The following is a 19,513-nucleotide window of genomic DNA, read 5'->3' on the forward strand; positions in this document are numbered from 1 at the left end:
GCGGCCGGCCCCGGCATGACGCGACGGCCGGGCCCGGCCCGACCGTCCGGGCACGGCGCTAACCGGTGCGCACGAAACTGTCGCGGCTCCTGGCGAGGCTGGCCCGGCGCTCGTCGGGGTCGGTCCCTCCCCAGATGCCGTGTTCCTGGCCGGTCCGCACCGCGTAGTCCAGGCACGCGTTCCGCACCGGGCAGCGGCGGCACACGGCCTTCGCCCGTTCGTGCTGGGCGTAACCGGGACCCTTCGCCGAGATCGGGAAGAACAGCTCGGGGTCCTCACCGCGGCAGGCGGCACGGCGCAGCCACGAAACGGCCGGTATGAGGGTGTCCTGGATGACCATAGCTATCCCATGAGAGTGAGTGGCGTTATGCGGTCTCTGCCGAGGGTTCGCGTGCCCGCTCTGGTGGGGTTGACACATCTTTGTGGAATTAATTTAAGGAGTCCGTTTTTCCGGATTCGGTCCGTTTACCTCGGCCGGAACCGCTGAGCCCCACTCCTCCTCGTCCTCCTCGTCGGCGTACAGGGCCTCCTGGGCGGACCCGGGGGGCACATGGCGGCGGGGGGTGAAGCCGAGCAGCTCCTCCACCAGCTCGTCGTTGCCGGCGTATCCCGCGTCGGCGTCGAACACCTGGGCGCCGTCCCACAGCGCGAGGATCGTCGAGACCGTGCGCAGCTCGCTGTCGTGCATCAGGTCGTAGTGGGCGATCATCGGGACGGTCGGGTAGGTGCACCACAGGTCGTGGCCGGTCATGAGCAGGTCCAGGCCGAAGCGCACGGTCAGGCCGAGCAGCTCGGGCTTGTAGTTGTCGTCGATGCCGGCGAACGCCTCGTCCAGCGCGATCACCCGCGGGCACGAGGCCCGCCCCGAGGAGTACAGCGCGTTGGCGGCGGCGAACAGGGGCAGGTGGATCGAGGCGGACTTCTCCCCGCCGGACATCTGCGAGTGCCTGGCCCGGGTCAGCCGCACCTCCGGCTCGCCGCGCCGGGCCATCAGCAGCTCGAAGGTGTACCAGGAGCGGTAGTCCAGCGCCGCGGCGAGCGCCTCCTTGTAGGTGGCCCGCGAGTGGCGGCCCCGGTGGTCCCTGATCATCCGCCGCAGGTGCCCGCGCAGCGTCGCCAGCCCCTGTCGTCCCAGGGCGTCGGCGTCGCGCACCAGCAGCCCCGCCACCGCGCGCTGCGCGTCGTCGATGCGGTCGGACTGCACCCAGCGGATGCCGATCGTCGTGCCCGAGGACATCGGCTTGGACCGGGTGTCGGCGTTCATGCCGCGCACCAGTTCCCTGGCTGCGGCGACGCGGGCGTGGATCTGCCGGGCCAGCCCCGCGAGCAGCTCGTCCTCCAGGACGGTGCGCTCGCGGTCCTCCAGCAGGACGCCCTGCTCGGCGGCGCGCTCGGCGACCCCGCGGGCGAAGGCCGCCACCGGAACCCGCCCGTCGGCGTCGATCACGTGGACGGTCAGCACCGCGCCGGGCTCCCAGTCGAGCCGGTAGTCCTCCTGGCACCGCTCCAGTGCCGCCTGGAAGTCGCGAAGCCCGTTGGAGACGCGGTCGAGGGTGTTCTTCAGGGTGGCCTCGGTGACGGCGCGCCCTCCCCCGGTCGCCGCCTCGAAGGCGTCGATGATCGTCAGGGCGTCGGGGGGCAGGGTGGCGCGGACGCTCTCCAGCGGGCCGGGCGCGGGATCTTCGAGCATGAGGTCGGCGACGGACTTGGCGGCCTGCTCGGGCCCCCGGGGGTCGTTCTCCCTCGGCCACGGGGTGGTGTCGGCGACGCCGGCGAGCGGGCGCAGGTCGGCCTGGGTGTAGGGGACCAGCTCGGCGACCTGCCCGGCCAGCGCCTCGAAGGCGCCGGTCAGCGACTCGCGGGCGTGTTCCAGCTCGGCCCCCGCCAGGACCTCGGCCTCGCGCTCCCTGGTGGCGGTGCGGTCGCGTTCGTCGCGGGCCGCGCGCGCCCGTTCGATCAGCCCTTCGGTCTCGGCGATGCGGCCGAGCACGTCGCGCAGATCGGCGTCGAAGGTGCGCTCGAGCGTCTCCAGCCGCTCGGCCAGCACCGCGTGGGCCGCCTCGCGGGCGGCGAGCGCCGCGGCGGCCTCGGCGTGCTCGCCGCCCAGCCGCTCGGCCGTCCGCTCGCGCTCGGCGAGGTCTCCCTGCGCGGTGGCGGCCTTGTCGCGCTCGGCGCGCAGCCCCTCGGCCGCGCGGGTGAGGTCGTCCAGGGCCTGCGCGACGGCGTCCACCTCGCGCGGGTCGCGCGGCATCGACAGCTCGGCGGCGGCCTGGCGGAGCCTGCGGCCGGCCGCGCCGACCTCGGCGACCATCCCGTCGAGCTCCCCGCCGGCCTGCTCCAGCCGCGCGCGGGCCACGGCCAGGCGGGTGGCCCGGTCGGCGAGGCCGCGCGCCGCCGCGACGACCGGCGCGGTGCCGGGCAGCTCCTTCCTGGCACGGCCGAAGCCGGCCACGAGCGCGGCGAGGCGCTCGGACTCCTTCTCAAGGCCCGCCAGGGCGGCGGCACCCTCGGCGATGAGCCCGTCGTAGCCGGCCAGGCGGGACGCGCGGCGCGCCGCGCGGGCCGTGGCCCCGATGTACTCGGCCGCCGCCTTCGGCCGGCCGCCGAGGTGCGGCCCGAGGCCGTACCGGGCGTCGGTGCTGACCACCGGGAAGGCGCCGGCCAGGTCGTCGCCGAGGGCGATCGAGCGCAGGACGGTCTCGACGACCTCGGGGGGCACCATGTCCTGGTCTTCGGCGATCAGGACGGCGGCGAGCGTGCGGCCGCCGGGGCGGCGCTCCTCGGGGAGGGCCACCAGATAGCGGCCCGACGCGCCGGCGGCCAGCTCGGCCATGGTCAGAGCGGGGTCGGGGTGGATCCACGCGGTGAGCAGCCCGGCGCCCTCCAGCGCGCCCTCGACGCCGGCGGCGGCCCCCTCGTCCACCCCGTCGGCGAACCGCACCAGCCGCCACAACGGCGCCCCCGCCCGCTCCTCCCCGGCGGTCGCCGACCCATCTACGGCGGCCCGCGGCTCGTCCCCAGCGGCCTGTGACTCGTCTACGGCGGCCCGTGGCTTGTCTCCAGCGACCTGTGGCTCGTCTCCAGCGATCGCCCGCCGCTCACCGGCGGTCGCCCATTCCTCCCCGGCGGTCGCCTGCCGATCTCCAGATCGGCCCGGGCCGGCGGGACGTCCCTGGCCCTCTCCGCCTCCGCGGTCGCCGGAGTGCCCCGCCTCGCCGGGCGGGGCGTCGTCGCGTTCGGCCGCGACGGCGTCGCGTTCGGCGCGCAGGTCGCCCAGCAGGGCGCTCACGCGGGCGTGCTCGGCCCGCACCCGCGCCCTGGCCTCGATCACCTCGGCGCGGCGCTCCTCGGTCAGCTCGCCGAACGCCTCGGGCAGCCGGGGCGCGCCCGGCTCGCCGGCCGCGGCCAGCGTCTGTTCCAGCACGGCGAGGTCCGCCGGGGTCGCCACGGCCCACCCTCCAGGCAACGCGGACGCCCCGAACGCGGCGAAGCCGCCAAGGTCAGGCGCCGCGGAGACGGCGGGCGCGGCACCGGCAGACGTGGCAGAGGCGGCGGAGGCAGACGCGGCGGGCGTGGCACCAGCAGGCGTGGCGGAGGTGGCAGAGGCAGAAGCGGCGGGCGCGGCACCGTCAAGCGTGGCGGAGGCGGCGGGGGCGGTTGCGGGGGCGCTGGAGGCCGGGGAGGCGGCCGGGTCGGTGGTGATCCACTGTGCCGCCCAGTGGGACAGGGCGGCGGAGGCCGTCGTGCGGGCCTCCTCCAGCGTCTCCTGAGCCGACGCCAGAGCCCGCTGCTCAACGGTCACGGCCTGGTCGGCGTCCTGGACCGACCGCTCGGCGCGACCGCGCCGGGCCTCGGCGGCCTCCAGGGCGGCCAGGTGGCCGCGCACGGTCTCCACGTCGCCGCGCCGTGCGGCGGCGCGGGCCCTGGCCATGGCCAGGCCCTCCTCGGGCGCCGCCTCGGCGATCTCGGCGCCGCCCGCCACCCCGGCCCGTCCGGCGGCCTCGACCAGCTCGTTCAGGTGGCGGTCGGCCTCGGCCCGCGCGCCGGCGAGCCGCCCGGCGACCTTCGCGGCCTCGGCGCCGAGCCTGGCGACGTGCTCGCGGGCCTGGTCCAGGCGCCGCCGCTCGGCGTCGATGCCCGCGCTCTCGCCCGCGACCTGCCGGCGCAGCCCGTCGAGCTCTCCCCTGGCCTGGTAGGCATCGTGCTGCTTGAGCGCCGACAGCCGGCCGTCGTAGCGGTCGAGCTCGGCCTGCGCGGCCTCGCGACCGGCGGCGGCCTCCTGCCGTGCGGCGCGGGCGCGGCGCAGCTCGGCCGCGGCCTGGGCGACCCGGGCGGCGACGCCGGCCGCGCCCTCGACGCGCTCACCGACGCGGTCGAGCTGGTGGCGGATGTGGGCGCGCAGGTAGGCGGTGTAGTGGTCCAGGAACTCCTTGACCGCCCCGTCGGCGAGGGTCAGGTCGTCGAACAGGCGCTGCACGGCGGCGAGGTTCTCGAAGTCGCGGGCCGCCTGGTCGACCAGCGCCGGGTCGATGGGGCTGAGGCCGGCGCTGAGGGTGTCGGAGACCTTCACCGGGTCGAGGTCTTTCGCCAGCAGCGGGCGGCGCAGCGCCAGCAGCAGGTCCAGCAGCTGGGCGTAGCGTTCTCTGCCGAGCCCGAACAGGCGGGCGTCCACGGCCGCGCGGTACTCGGTGGCCGTCCGGTAGCGCGCCCCCGGCTCCAGGGACGCCCTGAGCTGCTTCTCGGTGAGCGGCCGGGAGTCGGCCGACAGCAGCCCGAAGTCGACGCCGACCCGCCTGCCGGTCACGAAGAACGAGGAGGCGACGCCGTCGCGGTGGCGGTGGGCGCGCAGGCCGATGACCAGCGTCACGGCCTGCGCGCCCCCGTCCCCCGCGCCGTCGTCGCGGGTGAACTCCATCCACACGTAGCCGTACTCGGCCTCCTGGCCGCGGTAGAGCAGGTTGGACTTCATCGTGCGGTTCTCGCCGCTGAACGGGTCAAGGCGCCGGGCGTCGCTCACCCCGTCCAGGATGAAGGGGAACAGCACCTCAAGGGCCTTGGTCTTGCCCGACCCGTTGTGCCCGCGCAGCACCAGACGCCCGTCGGCGAAGACGAACTCCTCGTCGATGTAGTCCCAGATGTTGATCACACCGGCGCGGGACGGTTTGAATCGGCCGAGAGCGGGTGTCATGAAGAGGGTTCCTCCGCAGGAGACGTCGGCGGTTCCAGGGCGAGCCGGCCCTGCTCGGCGCGCTTGTCGGGCAGCGCCAGTGTGATGTTGCGGTAACGGGCGAACGCCGGGAGCAGCAGCACCCCGCCGGGATGGCGCCGCACCAGGCGCAGTTCGGCCAGCAGCGTCACCGCGGCCTCCAGCAGCCCTTCGGGGTCGTGCTGCCAGGCTGCCGAGAACGACGCCGCGCCCAGCTCGTCGTACAGCTCGTGGATCATGCCCGCCAGCCTGGCCCGCTCGACCAGCGCCACCGGGGCCGGTGGTGCGCCGGTCGCCGCGGGCGCGCGGGCGGCGGCGGGCGGCGTCCAGGCCAGCGCGTCCACCACCCCGGCGCGTGGCAGCGCGGCGTCGACGCGCGCGAGCAGCTCGCGCTGGTCGGCGGCCCGCGCTGGCGGCTCGGCGAAGTGCAGCGCCGCCCGCTCGGCGGGATCCTCCAGCAGGTCGGCCATCTTTGCCAGCAGCAGCCCGGCCGCCCTGTTCACCGCCCCTCCCCTGCCCGGGAAGGGCTTGTCGGTGAAGCGGCCGCCGGGGTCGGCCAGCATGACGCCCTCGGCGCGGCGCTCCACGACCAGCCCGGTGAGCCGCGCGAGATCGGCGGCCAGGGCGGGGCGGCGCAGTTCCTCGGCGACCTCCGGCTCCAGCTCGCCGAAGTAGACGACCGGGTGCTCGACCAGGGCGCGGCGGGCCCGGCGGGCCGCCTCGCCGGGACGCGCGCCGCCGTCCGCGCCCTCCAGCAGGCCGGCGGCGCTGGTGAGGTGCTGCACCGGGCGAGCGGGCTTGAACAGCACCGCGCAGACGTCGTGGTCGATGTCGAACAGCGCGTCGCCCCGTTCGGTGTCGTGCGCCCAGGAGTCCAGCGAGCCGTCCGATATGCGCAGGGCGCCCCGCTCGACCAGCCAGTCGAGGCAGTCGACCACCGCGGCCTTGTGCGCGCCGAGCGTCGGGTCGAAGCCGAGCCCCTCGATGGCGCCGGCGGCCGGGGCGAAGGCCCGCACCAGGTCGGCCAGGCTGATCTCGACGCGCGACCGCTGGAACAGGGCGAGCACCAGGCACAGGTAGGCCAGGCGGCGGCGGTCGAACGGCTTGCCCTTCTTGGCGAACAGGTGACGCTGGGTGTCGTCCAGGGCGTCCAGGCGGCGCACCACGCGCACCTGGCGGGTGGTCGCGACCACGGTGTAGCCGAGCAGCTCGCGCAGGTCGCGGGTGAGCTGGTCGGCCCACGGCAGGACCTGCTCCAGCGCGCCGGGGCGCGGACGGGAGGCGGTGATCAGGTCGTTGGTGAGGGCGAGCCGCACGGCGTGCTGGTAGGACCCGAGGTCGCCGGGTGCGACGCCGGCCGCGGCGCCGCGGGCGCTCATCGCAGCGCTCCCCTCGCGTGCGCGGCGGGGGCCAGTTCGAGCCGCAGGCCCGGGAGGTGCAGGACGCCGTGCGGGGTGCGCACCGAGCTGCCCCGCGCCGCGGGGACCAGGCGGACGGTGAGCACCTCGTTGCCGCCGGAGGCGTCGCTCAGCCGGCCGGCGACGATGGTGCGGGCCTCCAGCGCGCGGGTGAGCAGGCGCAGGACGACCCGCGTCTCGGCCTCGTCCAGGACGCGGTCGTGCACGCCCGCCTCGATGAGCCCGCCGGCGGCCTCGCGCTCGGCGGCGCGGTGGGAGGCCTGGCGGCGGCGCAGCTCGCCGCGGATGCCGGCCCTTCCGCGCGCCGGCTGCGGCACGCCCGGCGCGGGAGCCTTGCCCTTGCGGAACAGCGGCACCGAGATCTCGACCCCGGGCGCGTCCCACCAGGTGGAGCGGACCGAGATGTCGTCGGCGTCCTCGTGGACGCCGCCCAGGTGGCGGGCCGTGCGCGTGTTGAAGGCGGCGGCCATCAGGGCGTGGGCGGCGCCCTCGTCGGGGGCGTTGAACACCCATTCGGCCAGGTGGCGTAGCTGGGTCGACCGGTTGACCCCGCCGCGCTGTGCCTCGGCGATCTGGCGCAGCAGGGCGATGACGCCGGACACGCCCGTCCTGGTGGCGGCGCGCAGCTCGGCGGCGCGGGAGGCCTCGCCGCCGTCGGCGGCGAACCAGGCGCGCAGGACCGCCCAGCGCCGGCGCCAGTCCGAAAGGCGCTCGTCCTGGTGCAGGAAGGGACGCTCGTCGGCCGCGGCGGCCCGGGCCAGCATGGCGGCCACGCCCGTGCGCTCGACGTCGCGTACGGCCCGGTCGAGCCGGGGCAGGTAGCGGTCGAGCTCGGCCATGAAGTCGGTCATGTGCGTGAGCAGGGTGTTCTTGTGGCGCAGGAAGGTCTCGGGAGAGGCGTCGGTGGAGCGGGTGATCTCGCCGAGGGTGAGGTGGAAGCGCGCGGAGCGGCGTGCCATGTCCTCCATGACGCCGTCCAGGCGCGACAGCCGGCGCCAGATCTGCTCGCCGTGGCCGGCGCGGTTGGCCGCGGCCAGCGCCCGCAGGTCGTCCAGGATGTCGGAGAACACCAGGCGGGAGAGGTTGGCGTCCTGCGGCCGGGCCGCGAGCACCTCCTCGACGGCGGCGAATGCCTGGTAGCCGAGCTCGCTGAACTGGTACACCGACTGGCGGTTGCGATAACGGACCAGACTGCCCGCCCGTGAGGCGTCCTCCAGGCGGTGGACGACGCCGTCGTCGGCCAGGGCGTCCAGGCGGGCGCGGAGGTTCTCCTCGGCGGCCGGCACCTGGTCGTGCACGCGGCCCAGCTCGGCGAGCACGCGGGCGACGTCGTCGGGGTGGGCCTGCATCTGGTGGACGGCCCTCAGGCCGTCCATCGCGCGCAGCACCCACAGGTAGACCAGGTGGTCGTCGCGCCGGGTGAAGTTGAACAGGCGGAAGCGGTCGCTCACGGCGGCGGCGCTCAGCTCGGGCGCGCGCGGCCCGCCCGTGACGGCTCTGTCGGTCATCCCACTCCCCCGGCCGGACCGCGGGGCTCTCCGGCCGGAGGCCCGCGGCGGCGATCGCGTCGATCGCGGGGAAGCGGATCGTCCCTCCCCCGGCTGTCTCACCCACCTGCCTGGCGACCCCGTGTGCGAACAAAGGATCGATACATGGATACACGAAGATCGGCTCTCGTGTGGCGGCCACGCGCCTCGACACCCGTCGCACGGCCCTGGCACAAGCCGTCCCGCGCGCGTTCTGGAGAACTTGCACACGCCGCTATTCGCCGTGTGCTTGGTACAATGCGCGCGTCGTCCCGTGCCGCCGGGCGGCGCGCCTGAGGAGGGACCGGTCATGGGAATCGCCGACGACGCCGTGGAGGTCCGCGCGCAGGGCTGGCGCACGCTCGCGGCGCTGCACGGCCTGATCGAGGCCGCCCTCGAACGTGAGCTGCAGGCAGGCCACGGGCTGTCGGTGGTCGAGTACACCGTGCTCGACGCCCTGTCGCGGCAGGACGGCTGGCACATGCGCATGCAGCAGCTCGCCCGGGCGGCGGCGCTGTCCAGCAGCGCAACCACACGGCTGGTCAACCGGCTGGAGGACCGCGGACTGCTGACGCGCGTGCTGTGCCAGGACGACCGCCGCGGCATCTACACCGAGCTGACTTCGGCGGGAGTGGCGCTGCTGGGCGAGGCGCGCCCGGCGCACGACGCCGTCCTCGCCAGGGCCCTCGCGGAGGCCGGCGCCCTTCCCGAGCTGGCCCCCTTGGTCCGAGCGCTGCACCACCTGCCGCCCGTTCCCGCCGCCCCGCCCGCCTCCGCGCCCGCCTCCGGCGTTTCCCCGGCCCGCTGACCGCCGGCCGTCCCCACCGGACTCACGTAGGCGTCAGGTGAGGGCCCTGACGATGAGATCGGCCACCATGTCGGGATCGATGTGGTGGCCGGTCAGCAGGCAGAGGTTCTCCTGGTAGAGCAGTACGGCGGCGAACGTCGCCGCCGCGGCCTCCAGCCGGGCGGCGTCGCCGCGGCCGCCCGGCAGGGTCAGCTCCAGCGCGAAGCCGGCGCGGCGGATGATCTCGGCGTTGAGGTGCCTGAGCCGCTCGCGTACCGAGGTGTGGGTGTCGGCCTCGCGGAACAGGATGCGCCGCATCGCCGGCGAGGCGCGCAGCGGCACCCGGCGGGCCAGCCCGGCCAGCGCACGGGCCGGGTCGCCGGGAACGTCCTCGGCGGGCCGGTCGCCGAGCTCTTCGATGCCGGTGCGCTCGTCGACCAGCGCCACCAGCACGTCGATCTTGCGCGGGAAGTAGTGGAAGACCAGGCCCTTGGGCACGGCGGCCCGCTTGGCGATCTCGGCGGTGGCGGTGGCCTCGTAGCCGCCGGCGGCGAACAGCCCCTCGGCCGCGTCGAGGATGCGCGTGCGCGCGTCGGGCTCCCCTCCGGGGGCCCCGGACCGCCGGCGGGCGGTGCGGGACCACACGGAGGGTATGATCACGCGTTCACCCGGGCGCGGCCGCGGATCTGGCTGGCCGTCCACAGTGTGACGATAACCGTCGCGGCGCCCGCGATCCATGCCGTCCAGGCCGCGGCGGCCGAGCCGTCGAAGTCGAACGCCCACGGGGACACCACGAGCAGGGCGCCGAACGCGGCGGTCACCCAGGAGCTCGCGCCGCCGGCTCCGAGCAGCGCCCACAGCGCCGAGACCAGCAGCAGCGCGCCGAGCACGAGCAGGGGCTGGGCGGCGTTGGAGGCGCCGCCCGCCCAGAAGAAGGGCGCCAGGACCGCGGCCGCGCCCGCGAGGAACGCCACGAGGTCCGGCCATGCTCTGGACAGATCCATCTCGGTGCCTTTCGTCCTCAAAGGTGTCGTGGACCTCGACCATCGTCCTGATTGACCGCCCGGTCAATCGACGCCGCCGTTACCTTATGCTCACCGTCCGTCGCGGCACGTGGTGAGCATTTCGCCGGCGCGGCACGCCGGGACACGCGACGAACGCCCCGCGGCGTCGCGGGGACGCGGCAGGTGCGGGGACGCGGCGGGTGCGGGGACGCGGCGGGTGCGCTCAGCCGAACGAGCGCACGCCGGCCATGGCGACCTCGATGCCGCGCCGTAGCGCGTCCAGCACCTCCGCCTGCGAACGGCCGATCGCGGCGCCCGCGAGGCCGGCGCCCTGGACGGCGCCCATCATGGCGCCGACCGCCGCCCCCGCGCTCACCGGGTCGAGCTCGCCCGGGAATGCCTTCAGCAGCTCCTCGGCGATGCGGCGCTGCAGGTCGAGCATCAGATGCAGCGCCTTGGCCTGGAGTGCGGGCACCGTCATGATCATGTGGGCGTACGCCTGCGACAGCTCGCGCTCGCGCTCCATCGGGGGGTCCTCGGCCACGTACCGGGCGATGGTCTCCTCGTAGACGCGCGCCAGCAGGTCGGGGATGCTCTCGCCCTCCCGCCGGGCCGCCAGGGTGTCGAGCAGGACGCGGGAGTGCCGCTCGGTGTGGGCGAACAGCACGTCCTCCTTGCTCGGGAAGTAGTTGAAGAACGTCTTGGTGGCCACGTCCGCCGCGGAGGTGATCTGCGCGACGGTGGTCTGCTCGTAGCCCTGTTCGGCGAAGAGCCTGAGCGCCGTCTCGGCGATCAGCTGCCGGGTCATGCGCTTCTTGCGCTCGCGCCGCGTCTCCTCCATGCGGATCAGCCTACACGCGGCTCTTACATCTCTACTATTTTTACATCAGTTGTATCTTTATATTTGATGGTGTTACATGGAAACCGGCAGGAGGTCCGGCCTCCGTCCCGAAGGCCGGCAAGCGCCCGCGAAAGGATCGCGATGTCCCCGACCCCTCCCCCGGCCCCGCTCCCGATGGCCCGGCGCGCCGGTCGCCCGTTCGACCCGCCCGAAGAGCTCGCCCGGCTGCGCGCCGAGCACCCCATCAGCCCGATGGCCTATCCCGACGGCCACGTCGGCTGGCTGGTGACCGGCCACGCCCTGGTGCGCGCCGTCCTGGCCGACCCGCGCTTCAGCCATCGCTCCGAGTTGACGCACATCCCGCTGCCGGGGGCCGGTGTCGGCCAAAGGCCCCCGTCGGCGCCCCCGGGACAGTTCACCGCGATGGACCCGCCCGAGCACACCCGCTACCGCCACCTGCTCACCGGCCAGTTCACCGTGCGGCGGATGCGCGGCCTCACCGGGCGCATCGAGGCGATCACCGCCGAGCACCTGGAGGCGATGGAACGCCACGGCCCCCCGGTCGACCTGGTGGAGGCGTTCGCGCTGCCCATCCCCGGCCTGGTCATCTGCGAGCTGCTCGGCGTCCCGGTCGCCGAGCGAGGCCGCTTCCAGCGCGACATGACCCTGCTGCTCAGCCTGGACGCCACGCCCGAGCGAAAGATGGCCGCCTATACGGCGATTCAGGAGTTCATGGGCGACCTGGTGCGGGCCAAGCGCGCCGATCCGACCGACGACCTGCTCGGCGGCCTGGCCGCGAGCGGCGACCTGACCGACGAGGAGCTGGCGAACATCGGCGGCACCCTGATGGGCGCCGGGTTCGAGACGACCGCCAACATGATCGCGCTCGGCGCCTGGGCGCTGATGAGCCACCCCGACCGGCTCGCGGCCCTGCGCGCCGACCCGGGCCTGGGCGCCCAGGCCGTGGAGGAGCTGCTGCGCTACCTGAGCATCATCCCGGTCACGGTGCGGACCGCGCTGGAGGACGTCGAGCTGGGGGGACGGCTGGTCAAGGCCGGCCAGTCGGTGACCGTCTCGGTGCCGGCGGCCAACCGCGACCCCGCACACTTCCCCGACCCGGACACCCTGGACCTGCACCGGGTGACGGCGGGGCACGTGGCGTTCGGCCACGGCGTCCACCAGTGCCTCGGACAGCAGCTCGCCCGCGTGGAGATGCGGGTCGGCCTGCGCGCGCTGTTCGACCGGTTCCCCGGGCTGCGCCTGGCCGTCCCTCCCGAGGAGCTGCCGCTGCGCACCGACATGCTCATCTACGGCGTGCACCGCCTGCCGGTCACCTGGGATACCGCCTGACCCCACGCCGGCGCCCTGCGGCGTCACGCCGCCGCGGCGGCCGCTGTCCTCACGTCACAGGTGGCACGCCCGGCGTCACGCCGCCGCGGCGGCCGCGGTCCTCAGGTCACAGGTGGCACGCCCGATGTCACGTCCGACCCAACCCCAGGCCATGCCACGCACCCGTTCACCGGAGCGGGCCGTGCCGCGCGCCCTCGGGCGCCTCGCGGCACGGCCCTACCCGGTTCGCGGCACGCCGTCAGCCGCTGTTCGAACTGCTGCTACTGCTGCTGGAGCTGCTGCTGGACCCGCCGCCACCCCAGCGGCCGCCGTCGTCCCAGCCGCCGCCGGAACCGCTGGAGCTGCTCGAGCTCGAACTGCTCGAACTGCTGGAACCGGACCCGCCGCCTCTGCCGCCGCCCGAGCCGCCGCTGGAGCTCGAGCTGCTGGAACTGGAGCTGCTGGACCCGCTCGAACCGCCGCCCCTGCCACCGCTGGAACCGCTGGAACTGGAGCTGGAGCTGCTTGAACTGCTGGAGCTGGAGCCGCGCCTGTGCGAGTCGCCGCGGCACCACCGGCGCCGGCAGTCGTCGGTTAAGCCGGACGCCGCTCCCGGCGTGACGGTGGCCTGACGGACCTGCGTGGTGGTGGCCGCGCTCGCCTGCTGGACGGGCATCGCGGCCGGGCCGATGAGGGTGGTGGCCACCACGGCGCCGGCGGCCAGAGCATGCTTGAGCATGAGATCACTCCGTGTCCTGCGTTGCGCCCGGCGGGTTGCTCGGGCTGACGGAGCGCCGTGTCGGTTCCCGGGAAGATGTCGAGACGACGTCTTACCTGAGACCCACGCTAGATGAAGCGAATCTGGGCGGTCATCCCGTATAGCCCAAAGCCTCGGTCCGGGCTCAGCAAGCCGGCGCGGTGCGCGGGGGCGGTCGCGCCGTCCTGCGAACATGGACGAAATAGATCATTTTGGGCTACTTTGCCGGGCATGATGCTTCGATCCGTGCTCGGGATGATCACAGCCGTGTCGGCGGTCGTCATGGCGATGCCCGCCTCCGCGCAGGCGGTGTCCGGCGCCCCTTCGGGCGACGGCGCCGTGCCCTCGGCCTCCGCGGCCTCCGCCGCTCCCGCGGCCGGCGGAGCGGTGTCCGCCTCGCGCGCGCCCGTCACCGCTGGGATCCCCGGGACGGGCGACGCGGCGGCGGGACGGGTGAGCCTCGCCTGGGACCCGCGGCCCACCGGAACCCAGGGGCGCCTGCGCGGGTTGTCGCCGGTCAGCGGCCGCGTCGCGTGGGTGTCCGGCAGCCTCGGCACCGTGCTGCGCACCACCGACGGCGGGCGCGACTGGAGCCCGGTCGCCCCGCCCGGCACCGCCGACCTGCAGTTCCGCGACGTCGAAGCGTTCGACGCGCGCACCGCCGTGGTGCTGTCGATCGGCGAGGGCGACGCCTCGCGCGTCTACCGCACCGAGGACGGTGGGCGCACCTGGGCCGAGACCTTCCGCAACGACGAGCCGCGCGCCTTCTACGACTGCATGGCCTTCTTCGACCACAGGCACGGCCTGGCGATGAGCGACCCGGTCGACGGCAGGTTCCGCATCCTGTCCACCGACGATGGCGGCCGCAGCTGGCGCGTCCTGCCCTCCGCCGGCATGCCCGAGGCGCTGCCCGGCGAGGCCGGCTTCGCGGCGAGCGGGCAGTGCCTGGTGACCGCCGGAGGCCGCGACGTGTGGCTCGCCACCGGCGGAGGCGCGCGCTCGCGCGTGTTCCACTCCCCCGACCGCGGCCTCACCTGGACGGTGGCCGACACCCCCATCCCTGCGGGCGACCCGGCGCGCGGAGTGTTCGCGCTCGCCTTCCGCGACCCCCGGCACGGCATCGCGGTCGGCGGCGACTTCCAGCCGGGACTGCCCTCCCCCGACGCCGCCGCCGTGACCGGCGACGGAGGAGCGACGTGGCGCGAGGCGTCCGCTCCGCCGCAGGGCTACCGCTCGGGCGTCGCCTGGCTGCCGCACCTTCCCTGGGCCGCCATCGCGGTCGGGCCCACCGGCAGCGACGTCACCTTCTCCGCCGGCGACCGCTGGCAGAATTTAGACGGCGGCTCCTACGACACCGTGGCCTGCGCCCCCGACCTGGCCTGCTGGGCGTCCGGCGAGCAGGGCCGCGTCGCCCGCCTCACCCTTCGAGGTGTCCCCTCCGGAACCGCCCGCCGGTAGCGGCCGGTCCACCGGACGTGCGCCGGTCGGACCTCGCGACGGTGCAGGTGGGTGTCGTTGAGGCGGGGCGCCGGGATCAGCAGGCGGTGTCGGCGGCCGGCAGCTCACCGGTGACGAGGTAACGGGCGACCGTGGCGTTGAGGCACTGGTCGCCGTAATGGGGGAACGGGGCGTGGGTCTGGGCGTCGATCGTGACCAGGCGTGATCCGCGGATGCGCGCGGCGACGGCCCTGCTCACGGACGCCGGCACCGCCACGTCCCGCAGGGCCGCCACGACCAGGGCGGCCGGCGCGCGGTCGCGGTCGAGTCGCACCGGCTCGTCCTTGGCGGGCGGCCAGAACGCGCAGGGGTTGATATTGGCGTTGCCCGGCCCGAACAGCGGGTGACGCACCCGATAAGCGGCGATGTCGCGCAGGTAGACGCGCGGGTCGCGCGGCCAGGGGGCGTCGGCGCAGCGGTAGGCGGTGTTGGTGGCGGTGTGGTGGTCGGCGGGCACACCGGGCACGCCCTCCGGCGGCGCGGGACGGATGGGGAACGGGACGAACGGCTCCCGTCCGGCGGCGACGGCGGCGACGGCCGCGGCGACCATGCCGAAGGCCCGCTCGTCGTAGATCCCGGCCACCAGGAGGGCGCCCAGCTCGCCGCCGGTCCAGGCGTGGCCGGCGATGACGATGGGTGCCCGGGTGGCCCGGTCGAGGATGCCGGTGAGCGTGGCGTGCGCCTTCGCGGTGGTCTCCCCCAGGCCGTATTCGGCGTGCCGCGCGGCGACCCAGGCGGCGAAGGCCACCGTGCCCTCCTCGAACGCCGGGGTGCGGCTCAGCTCGAACGGCCGCCAGATCGTGTCGGCGTTCACCGGGCTGTCCAGGACGAACCGGTCAACGCGGTGCGGGAACAGCGTGCCGTAGACGGCGCCGAGCAGCCCCGCGTAGGAGCCGCCCAGGTAGGAGATCTTCTCCTCGCCGAGGGCCGCACGGATGAGGTCCATGTCGCGGGCGGCGTTCGCGGTGGTGGCGTGCGGCAGGGCCCAGCCGGAGACGCGCACGCAGTCCTCGGCGTACCGCCGGGCCTCGGCCGCCTCGGCGAGGAAGCGTCCGGGTGTCGCGGGCCGCACCCAGAACCCGCCCGGCTCCTCCTCGGGCCGCCCGCAGCCGATGGGTGTGCTGCGCTCGACGAACCTCATGTCGAATCCGACCAGGTCGTAGCGGGCGCGGACGTCGGCGGGCAATGCGGGGGCGAGGCTCGCGGGCAGCGGAACGCCCGCCCCTCCCGGCCCGCCGCCGGTGGTGAGCAGCACCCCCCGCCGCCGCTCCGGGTCGGTGGCGGGCAGCCGGGAGATCACGATGGAGATTTTGGGGCCGGACGGGCGGCGGTGGTCGAGGGGGACGGTGACCCGGGCGCACCGCAGGTCCGGCGCGCTCACTCCGGCGCACGCCTCCCACCGCAGCCCCGGGCCTCTGACGGCTGCGGCGGTGCCAGGGGCGGCGACGGCGGAGACCGCGAGGGCCGCCGCGACGACCGGTGCGAGCGCGGTGACCGGCACTGCACGGGCCAGACGCCCGAACCCGCCCCGCCCGCGCGCCGCACGGGCCGGGGCCACGCTCGCACCGTCCCGCTCTTCCTCGACCGGCACGGCCGCGGCCTCACCTCCGGTGCCCTGCCTGTGGGCTTGCGCCGCGGAGGCCCGGGGCGGGTGCCGCGGTGCGCGCGCCGGGCCAGGCAGGTGCGCGCCGTCCGGGGAGTTGCCCGTGATGTCCGTCAAGTCGCCGGTCTCCGTTCCTGTGACATATCCGCCGATTCACCGGGATGGTCGCGTTCTCCGCGGCCGGGGTGAACTCCACGTCCTGGGAGCCGGTCGCCCAGGTGCCGCCGGTGCGCGCGGTGGTGGCCTGACCGGGCCGCCGGCGGGCCGGCGGCCCGGATTTCAGTGTGCCGTTCGTGCCTGGACCACCTTGCTCTCGGGCGGGCCGAGGTAGCTGGACAGGACGCCGCCGGTGTTCACCACCAGCCGCTGCACCACCACGGTCGGGTCGACCATCCAGAACTTCAGGACATGCACTCCTGGCGTGCTGATCGTGTGGGTGGTCGTGGTCACGTTGGCGTTGTCGGAGGTGTTGCGCTCCCACTGCCGGTTCATCGTCGTGTCGTTCGCGCCGGTCGCCTTGGTGACGTTCACGGTCTGCGGCGCCTGGTCGTCGAACGACACGGCGTACTTCAGCCCGTCGGTCGGCAGGACGTTGTTCCTCGGCGACAGGTACGCCGAGACCGTGACCGGGCCGGTGGTGAACACGGTCATCGTGTACTCCAGACGCGGGCCGTCCCCTCCTGGCGTACGGCTCGCCGCGGTGACCGGCCAGGGCGTCACGCCGTCGCCGGTCTTGCCGATGCCCGGGATGCGCTTCCAGGTGACGCCGGGCGCGCCGACCGCCCTGGTGTGGTCGGCCGCCTCGGCCGCGACGTACCCGCCGGCCTCGACGAAGCCCTTGACCCGCGAGGGCGGCGTCGCGGGGTTGTCCACGACCGCCGTGACCACCACGCTCTCGCCCGCGCCCGTGACGGTGATGGGCACCTCGATCCTGCCCTTCGGCGCCCGTGACCAGTCGACGCGCACGGTCACGCGCACCTGCTCGCCGACCTCTCCCGACCTCGGCGTGACGCTCACCCACGGCACCGACGGCTTGACGGTGTAGCCGAAGGGGGTCGTGCCGCGGTTGAACACCTCGATGTACTGCTGCGGCGAGGACTGGTACGGGCTGAACGCCGGCAGGACGGCCGGGGTCCGCTCGGCCGGCCACCACTTGTCCGAGCCGTCGACCGCGACGCCGAGGTCGGCCGCCGCCGGCACCTCGATGCGCTGCAGGTGCGGGTAGAAGGCGTCCGGCAGGGCGACGTTGTCCTTCTCGGGCTGCTGCCAGGGAGCGTTCGGTCCGTACCTCTCGATGTCGCCGTAGCCGATCTTCGGCTGGAGCTGGAAGCCGTCCCACTTCCCACCGGCCAGGGTCTTGTTGTAGTACTGCGACATCGCCTGGTCCTCGTCGAACCTGGCCTGGGCCAGGTCGGCGAGGTCGTTGGTGGCGGCGCGCCCCTGCCTGGCGTACAGGATGCCGGTGAACTGCGCCCTGCGCAGCGCGTACAGATTGGCCGTCGCCTTCACCTGGTAGTAGACGAGCTGGTAGTAGGCGTCGTCGTACCCGGCGGGCAGGGCCTCGCGTATCTTCTCCGCCTTGGCGGCCAGGGCCTGCCACTCGGCGGTGACCCGGTCCATCTCCTGGTAGGCCGTCAGGCTGAAGGGGGTGTCCTTGTCGTCGTAGACGATGGCCGAGGAGTCGGTGGCCGGGTCCTTGGCGGGGTCGAGGCCGATGCGGCGGTTCAGCAGCTCGGGCTTGCGCCGTGACTGCAGGCGGCCGTACGCGCTCAGCACCTCGGCGATGGCCCGCGCCTGCTCGGACCCGAAGTTCTGCGCGGCGTACCCCCGCTCCCAGTCGTCCAGCCGGTCCAGCGTCAGGCCGGAGGGGTCCCAGGCGTAGTCGAGGAAGAGCTGCAGCGGCTGCTCCTCGTTCTTCATGTCGCCGACGTTGACCACCCACAGCCGGTCCACGCCGTAGGTGTAGGCGAGGTTGAGCTGCTCCCAGGTGTTGGCAAGGTTGACGGTGTCGGCCCACTTGTAGTTGCGGCCGCCGCCGACGTAGTCGAAGTGGTAGTACATGCCGTAGCCGCCGCTGCGCCTGGGGAGCGCCTGGTCGGGCAGCTTGCGCATGTTGCCCCAGTTGTCGTCGCAGAAGACGACGGTGACGTCGTCCGGAGGGCGAAGCCCCTGGTCCCAGTAGCGCTGGACCTCCTTGTAGAGGGTCTGCACCTGCGGGATGGACGTCACGGGCTCGCCGCTCTCCTTGGCCAGGATCTCGCGCTGGGCGGCCAGAATGCTCTGCATCAGCTCGATGCCGTCGCCGTCGGGCAGGCCGACGTCGCCGTTGCCGCGCATGCCGAGGGTGACGACGCCCTCGAAGTCCTGCTCCTTCATGCGGCGGATGCCGTCGGCCCAGTACTTCTTGATGGCTTCGCCGTTGCGGCGGAAGCTCCACTCGCCGGTGCCGCCGTAGGGGTCGTGGCCGGGCACGGTGATGTTGCCCGCGCTGTCGCGCTGGGCGGCGACGGCGTGCCGGTTCCACTCCTCGATGCCGCGCATCATCGGCGCCTCGTGCGAGGTTCCCATCACGACGCCGTAGGCGGTGGCCGTCTTGTGGTTGTCCGGGTCGTCCTCGGCGAAGGCGCGCCCCCAGACCGCCGGCCACAGGTAGTTGGCCTTCAGCCGCAGCATGACCTCGAAGACCTTGGCGAAGAACTTGCTGTTGAAGCCGCCCGGGTAGCCCGCGGCCAGGCCGGGGCCGAAGTGGCGGGGCGCCCAGGTGCCGAGCGCCGGGTTCTCGTCGTTGATGAAGAAGCCGCGGTACTTGACCTTCGGCGTGCCCTGGCTGTGCCGGCCGGGCAGGACGTACAGCGCGTCGTGGTGGCGGGCCGGCACGTCGTCCCACCAGTACCACGGGGAGACGCCGATGCGCCTGGAGACGTCGTAGGCGCCGTAGATGGTGCCGCGCTGGTCGCTGCCGGCGATGACGAACGCGCGGCGCACGCCCGGCAGCGGGTCGGCGACGACCTGCTCCAGGGAGGTCTCCCACTTGCCGGCGATGCCGCTCACGTCGAGCTTGCCCTTGGAGACCAGCCCGTCGATGAGCGGACTCCTGCCGATGGTGCCGACGAGCACCACGTCGCCCCGGGGCGCCTGGTCCGTGGAGACGGCGGGCCTCACGCCGGTGACCCGCTCGATGTCGGCCCGCAGGTCGTCGACGACGCGGGTCACGCCGGCGTGGTCGCTCCCGCTGACGACGATGGGCGCCGCCTTGCCCGACGCGACGAGGGGGAAGCGCCCGGCTCCGCCGGTGAAGGCGATGTAGGAGCCGGGGTCGGCGGGCTCGTGCCGGGCCGTCGCGGCCGTCGCCGTCGCGGCCGCGGGCGACGACACGGCGGCCCCGGTGGCGATGACGGCCAGCGACAGCAGAATGCGGAGCGGCCTCCATGGTCCGCGCCTTTTCGTATGAGGGGGAGCTGCGGCGTGCCTTCTCATTTGGGATCTCCCTGAGGGGGCGGAACGGCGCGGATGACGGAAATTTGCTCCCGTATTACGAAAGTTTC

The 19,513-nt window shown here is 74.2% G+C and carries 13 protein-coding genes; 3 read left to right on the top strand and 10 right to left on the bottom strand.

The window, feature by feature from the left end; translation table 11 throughout:
* Positions 1-58 precede the first annotated feature (58 nt).
* The 4 genes from ABZT47_RS03055 to ABZT47_RS03070 form a co-directional block, all read right to left on the bottom strand.
* Positions 59-340 carry a WhiB family transcriptional regulator gene (locus ABZT47_RS03055; protein ID WP_354835529.1) on the bottom strand — a complete coding sequence of 94 codons (282 nt, stop codon included), beginning with the start codon at positions 338-340 and terminating at the stop codon, positions 59-61.
* Between the two features lie 93 nt (positions 341-433).
* On the bottom strand, positions 434-5,188 hold the full coding sequence (locus tag ABZT47_RS03060) for an SbcC/MukB-like Walker B domain-containing protein (protein ID WP_354835531.1): 4,755 nt from the start codon (positions 5,186-5,188) through the stop codon (positions 434-436).
* Complete coding sequence (locus ABZT47_RS03065) at positions 5,185-6,585, bottom strand: DUF2398 family protein (protein WP_354835533.1); 1,401 nt, start codon at positions 6,583-6,585, stop codon at positions 5,185-5,187. Before ABZT47_RS03065 ends, ABZT47_RS03060 begins: the two co-directional genes overlap by 4 nt.
* Complete coding sequence (locus ABZT47_RS03070; RefSeq protein ID WP_354835535.1) at positions 6,582-8,132, bottom strand: TIGR02677 family protein; 1,551 nt, start codon at positions 8,130-8,132, stop codon at positions 6,582-6,584. The genes ABZT47_RS03065 and ABZT47_RS03070 overlap by 4 nt, the downstream gene beginning before the upstream one ends.
* 328 nt (positions 8,133-8,460) lie before the next feature.
* On the opposite strand from ABZT47_RS03070, the gene ABZT47_RS03075 reads away from it, so the two are divergent.
* Positions 8,461-8,958 carry a MarR family transcriptional regulator gene (locus ABZT47_RS03075; RefSeq protein WP_354835537.1) on the top strand — a complete coding sequence of 166 codons (498 nt, stop codon included), beginning with the start codon at positions 8,461-8,463 and terminating at the stop codon, positions 8,956-8,958.
* A 33-nt stretch (positions 8,959-8,991) separates the two neighbouring features.
* Here ABZT47_RS03075 and ABZT47_RS03080 read toward each other — a convergent pair whose 3' ends face one another.
* The 3 genes from ABZT47_RS03080 to ABZT47_RS03090 form a co-directional block, all read right to left on the bottom strand.
* Entirely contained in the window at positions 8,992-9,597 is a 606-nt protein-coding gene (locus tag ABZT47_RS03080) for a helix-turn-helix domain-containing protein (RefSeq protein WP_354835539.1), read from the bottom strand.
* Positions 9,594-9,941, bottom strand: coding sequence for an SPW repeat protein (locus ABZT47_RS03085; RefSeq protein ID WP_354835541.1), 348 nt, complete (start codon positions 9,939-9,941; stop codon positions 9,594-9,596). The genes ABZT47_RS03080 and ABZT47_RS03085 overlap by 4 nt, the downstream gene beginning before the upstream one ends.
* A 223-nt stretch (positions 9,942-10,164) precedes the next feature.
* Positions 10,165-10,782, bottom strand: a complete 618-nt coding sequence (locus tag ABZT47_RS03090) for a TetR family transcriptional regulator (RefSeq protein ID WP_354835543.1) — start codon at positions 10,780-10,782, stop codon at positions 10,165-10,167.
* A gap of 141 nt (positions 10,783-10,923) precedes the next feature.
* Between ABZT47_RS03090 and ABZT47_RS03095 the strand changes: the two genes are divergently transcribed.
* A complete protein-coding gene (locus tag ABZT47_RS03095; RefSeq protein ID WP_354835546.1) occupies positions 10,924-12,132 on the top strand; it encodes a cytochrome P450 in 1,209 nt (402 codons plus the stop codon).
* Positions 12,133-12,392: 260 nt separating this feature from the next.
* Here ABZT47_RS03095 and ABZT47_RS03100 read toward each other — a convergent pair whose 3' ends face one another.
* Complete coding sequence (locus tag ABZT47_RS03100) at positions 12,393-12,683, bottom strand: hypothetical protein (protein WP_354835548.1); 291 nt, start codon at positions 12,681-12,683, stop codon at positions 12,393-12,395.
* Between the two features lie 416 nt (positions 12,684-13,099).
* On the opposite strand from ABZT47_RS03100, the gene ABZT47_RS03105 reads away from it, so the two are divergent.
* Complete coding sequence (locus ABZT47_RS03105; RefSeq protein ID WP_354835550.1) at positions 13,100-14,326, top strand: oxidoreductase; 1,227 nt, start codon at positions 13,100-13,102, stop codon at positions 14,324-14,326.
* A 76-nt stretch (positions 14,327-14,402) separates the two neighbouring features.
* Here the strand turns inward: ABZT47_RS03105 and ABZT47_RS03110 are convergent, their stop codons facing one another.
* Complete coding sequence (locus ABZT47_RS03110) at positions 14,403-16,085, bottom strand: alpha/beta fold hydrolase (protein ID WP_354835552.1); 1,683 nt, start codon at positions 16,083-16,085, stop codon at positions 14,403-14,405.
* Positions 16,086-16,247: 162 nt separating this feature from the next.
* Entirely contained in the window at positions 16,248-19,445 is a 3,198-nt protein-coding gene (locus ABZT47_RS03115) for a glycosyl hydrolase 115 family protein (protein WP_354835554.1), read from the bottom strand.
* Between the last annotated feature and the right edge of the window lie 68 nt (positions 19,446-19,513).

It is taken from the genome of Sphaerisporangium sp. NPDC005289, from assembly GCF_040607455.1.
Taxonomy (GTDB): Bacteria; Actinomycetota; Actinomycetes; order Streptosporangiales; family Streptosporangiaceae; genus Sphaerisporangium; species Sphaerisporangium rhizosphaerae.

Excerpts from the sequence above, each read along its gene's own strand:
- ABZT47_RS03055 (WP_354835529.1), bottom strand. The coding sequence starts at position 340 with ATGGTCATCCAGGACACCCTCATACCGGCCGTTTCGTGGCTGCGCCGT.
- ABZT47_RS03060 (WP_354835531.1), bottom strand. The coding sequence starts at position 5,188 with ATGACACCCGCTCTCGGCCGATTCAAACCGTCCCGCGCCGGTGTGATC.
- ABZT47_RS03065 (WP_354835533.1), bottom strand. The coding sequence starts at position 6,585 with ATGAGCGCCCGCGGCGCCGCGGCCGGCGTCGCACCCGGCGACCTCGGG.
- ABZT47_RS03070 (WP_354835535.1), bottom strand. The coding sequence starts at position 8,132 with ATGACCGACAGAGCCGTCACGGGCGGGCCGCGCGCGCCCGAGCTGAGC.
- ABZT47_RS03075 (WP_354835537.1), top strand. The coding sequence starts at position 8,461 with ATGGGAATCGCCGACGACGCCGTGGAGGTCCGCGCGCAGGGCTGGCGC.
- ABZT47_RS03085 (WP_354835541.1), bottom strand. The coding sequence starts at position 9,941 with ATGGATCTGTCCAGAGCATGGCCGGACCTCGTGGCGTTCCTCGCGGGC.
- ABZT47_RS03090 (WP_354835543.1), bottom strand. The coding sequence starts at position 10,782 with ATGGAGGAGACGCGGCGCGAGCGCAAGAAGCGCATGACCCGGCAGCTG.
- ABZT47_RS03095 (WP_354835546.1), top strand. The coding sequence starts at position 10,924 with ATGTCCCCGACCCCTCCCCCGGCCCCGCTCCCGATGGCCCGGCGCGCC.
- ABZT47_RS03105 (WP_354835550.1), top strand. The coding sequence starts at position 13,100 with ATGATGCTTCGATCCGTGCTCGGGATGATCACAGCCGTGTCGGCGGTC.
- ABZT47_RS03115 (WP_354835554.1), bottom strand. The coding sequence starts at position 19,445 with ATGAGAAGGCACGCCGCAGCTCCCCCTCATACGAAAAGGCGCGGACCA.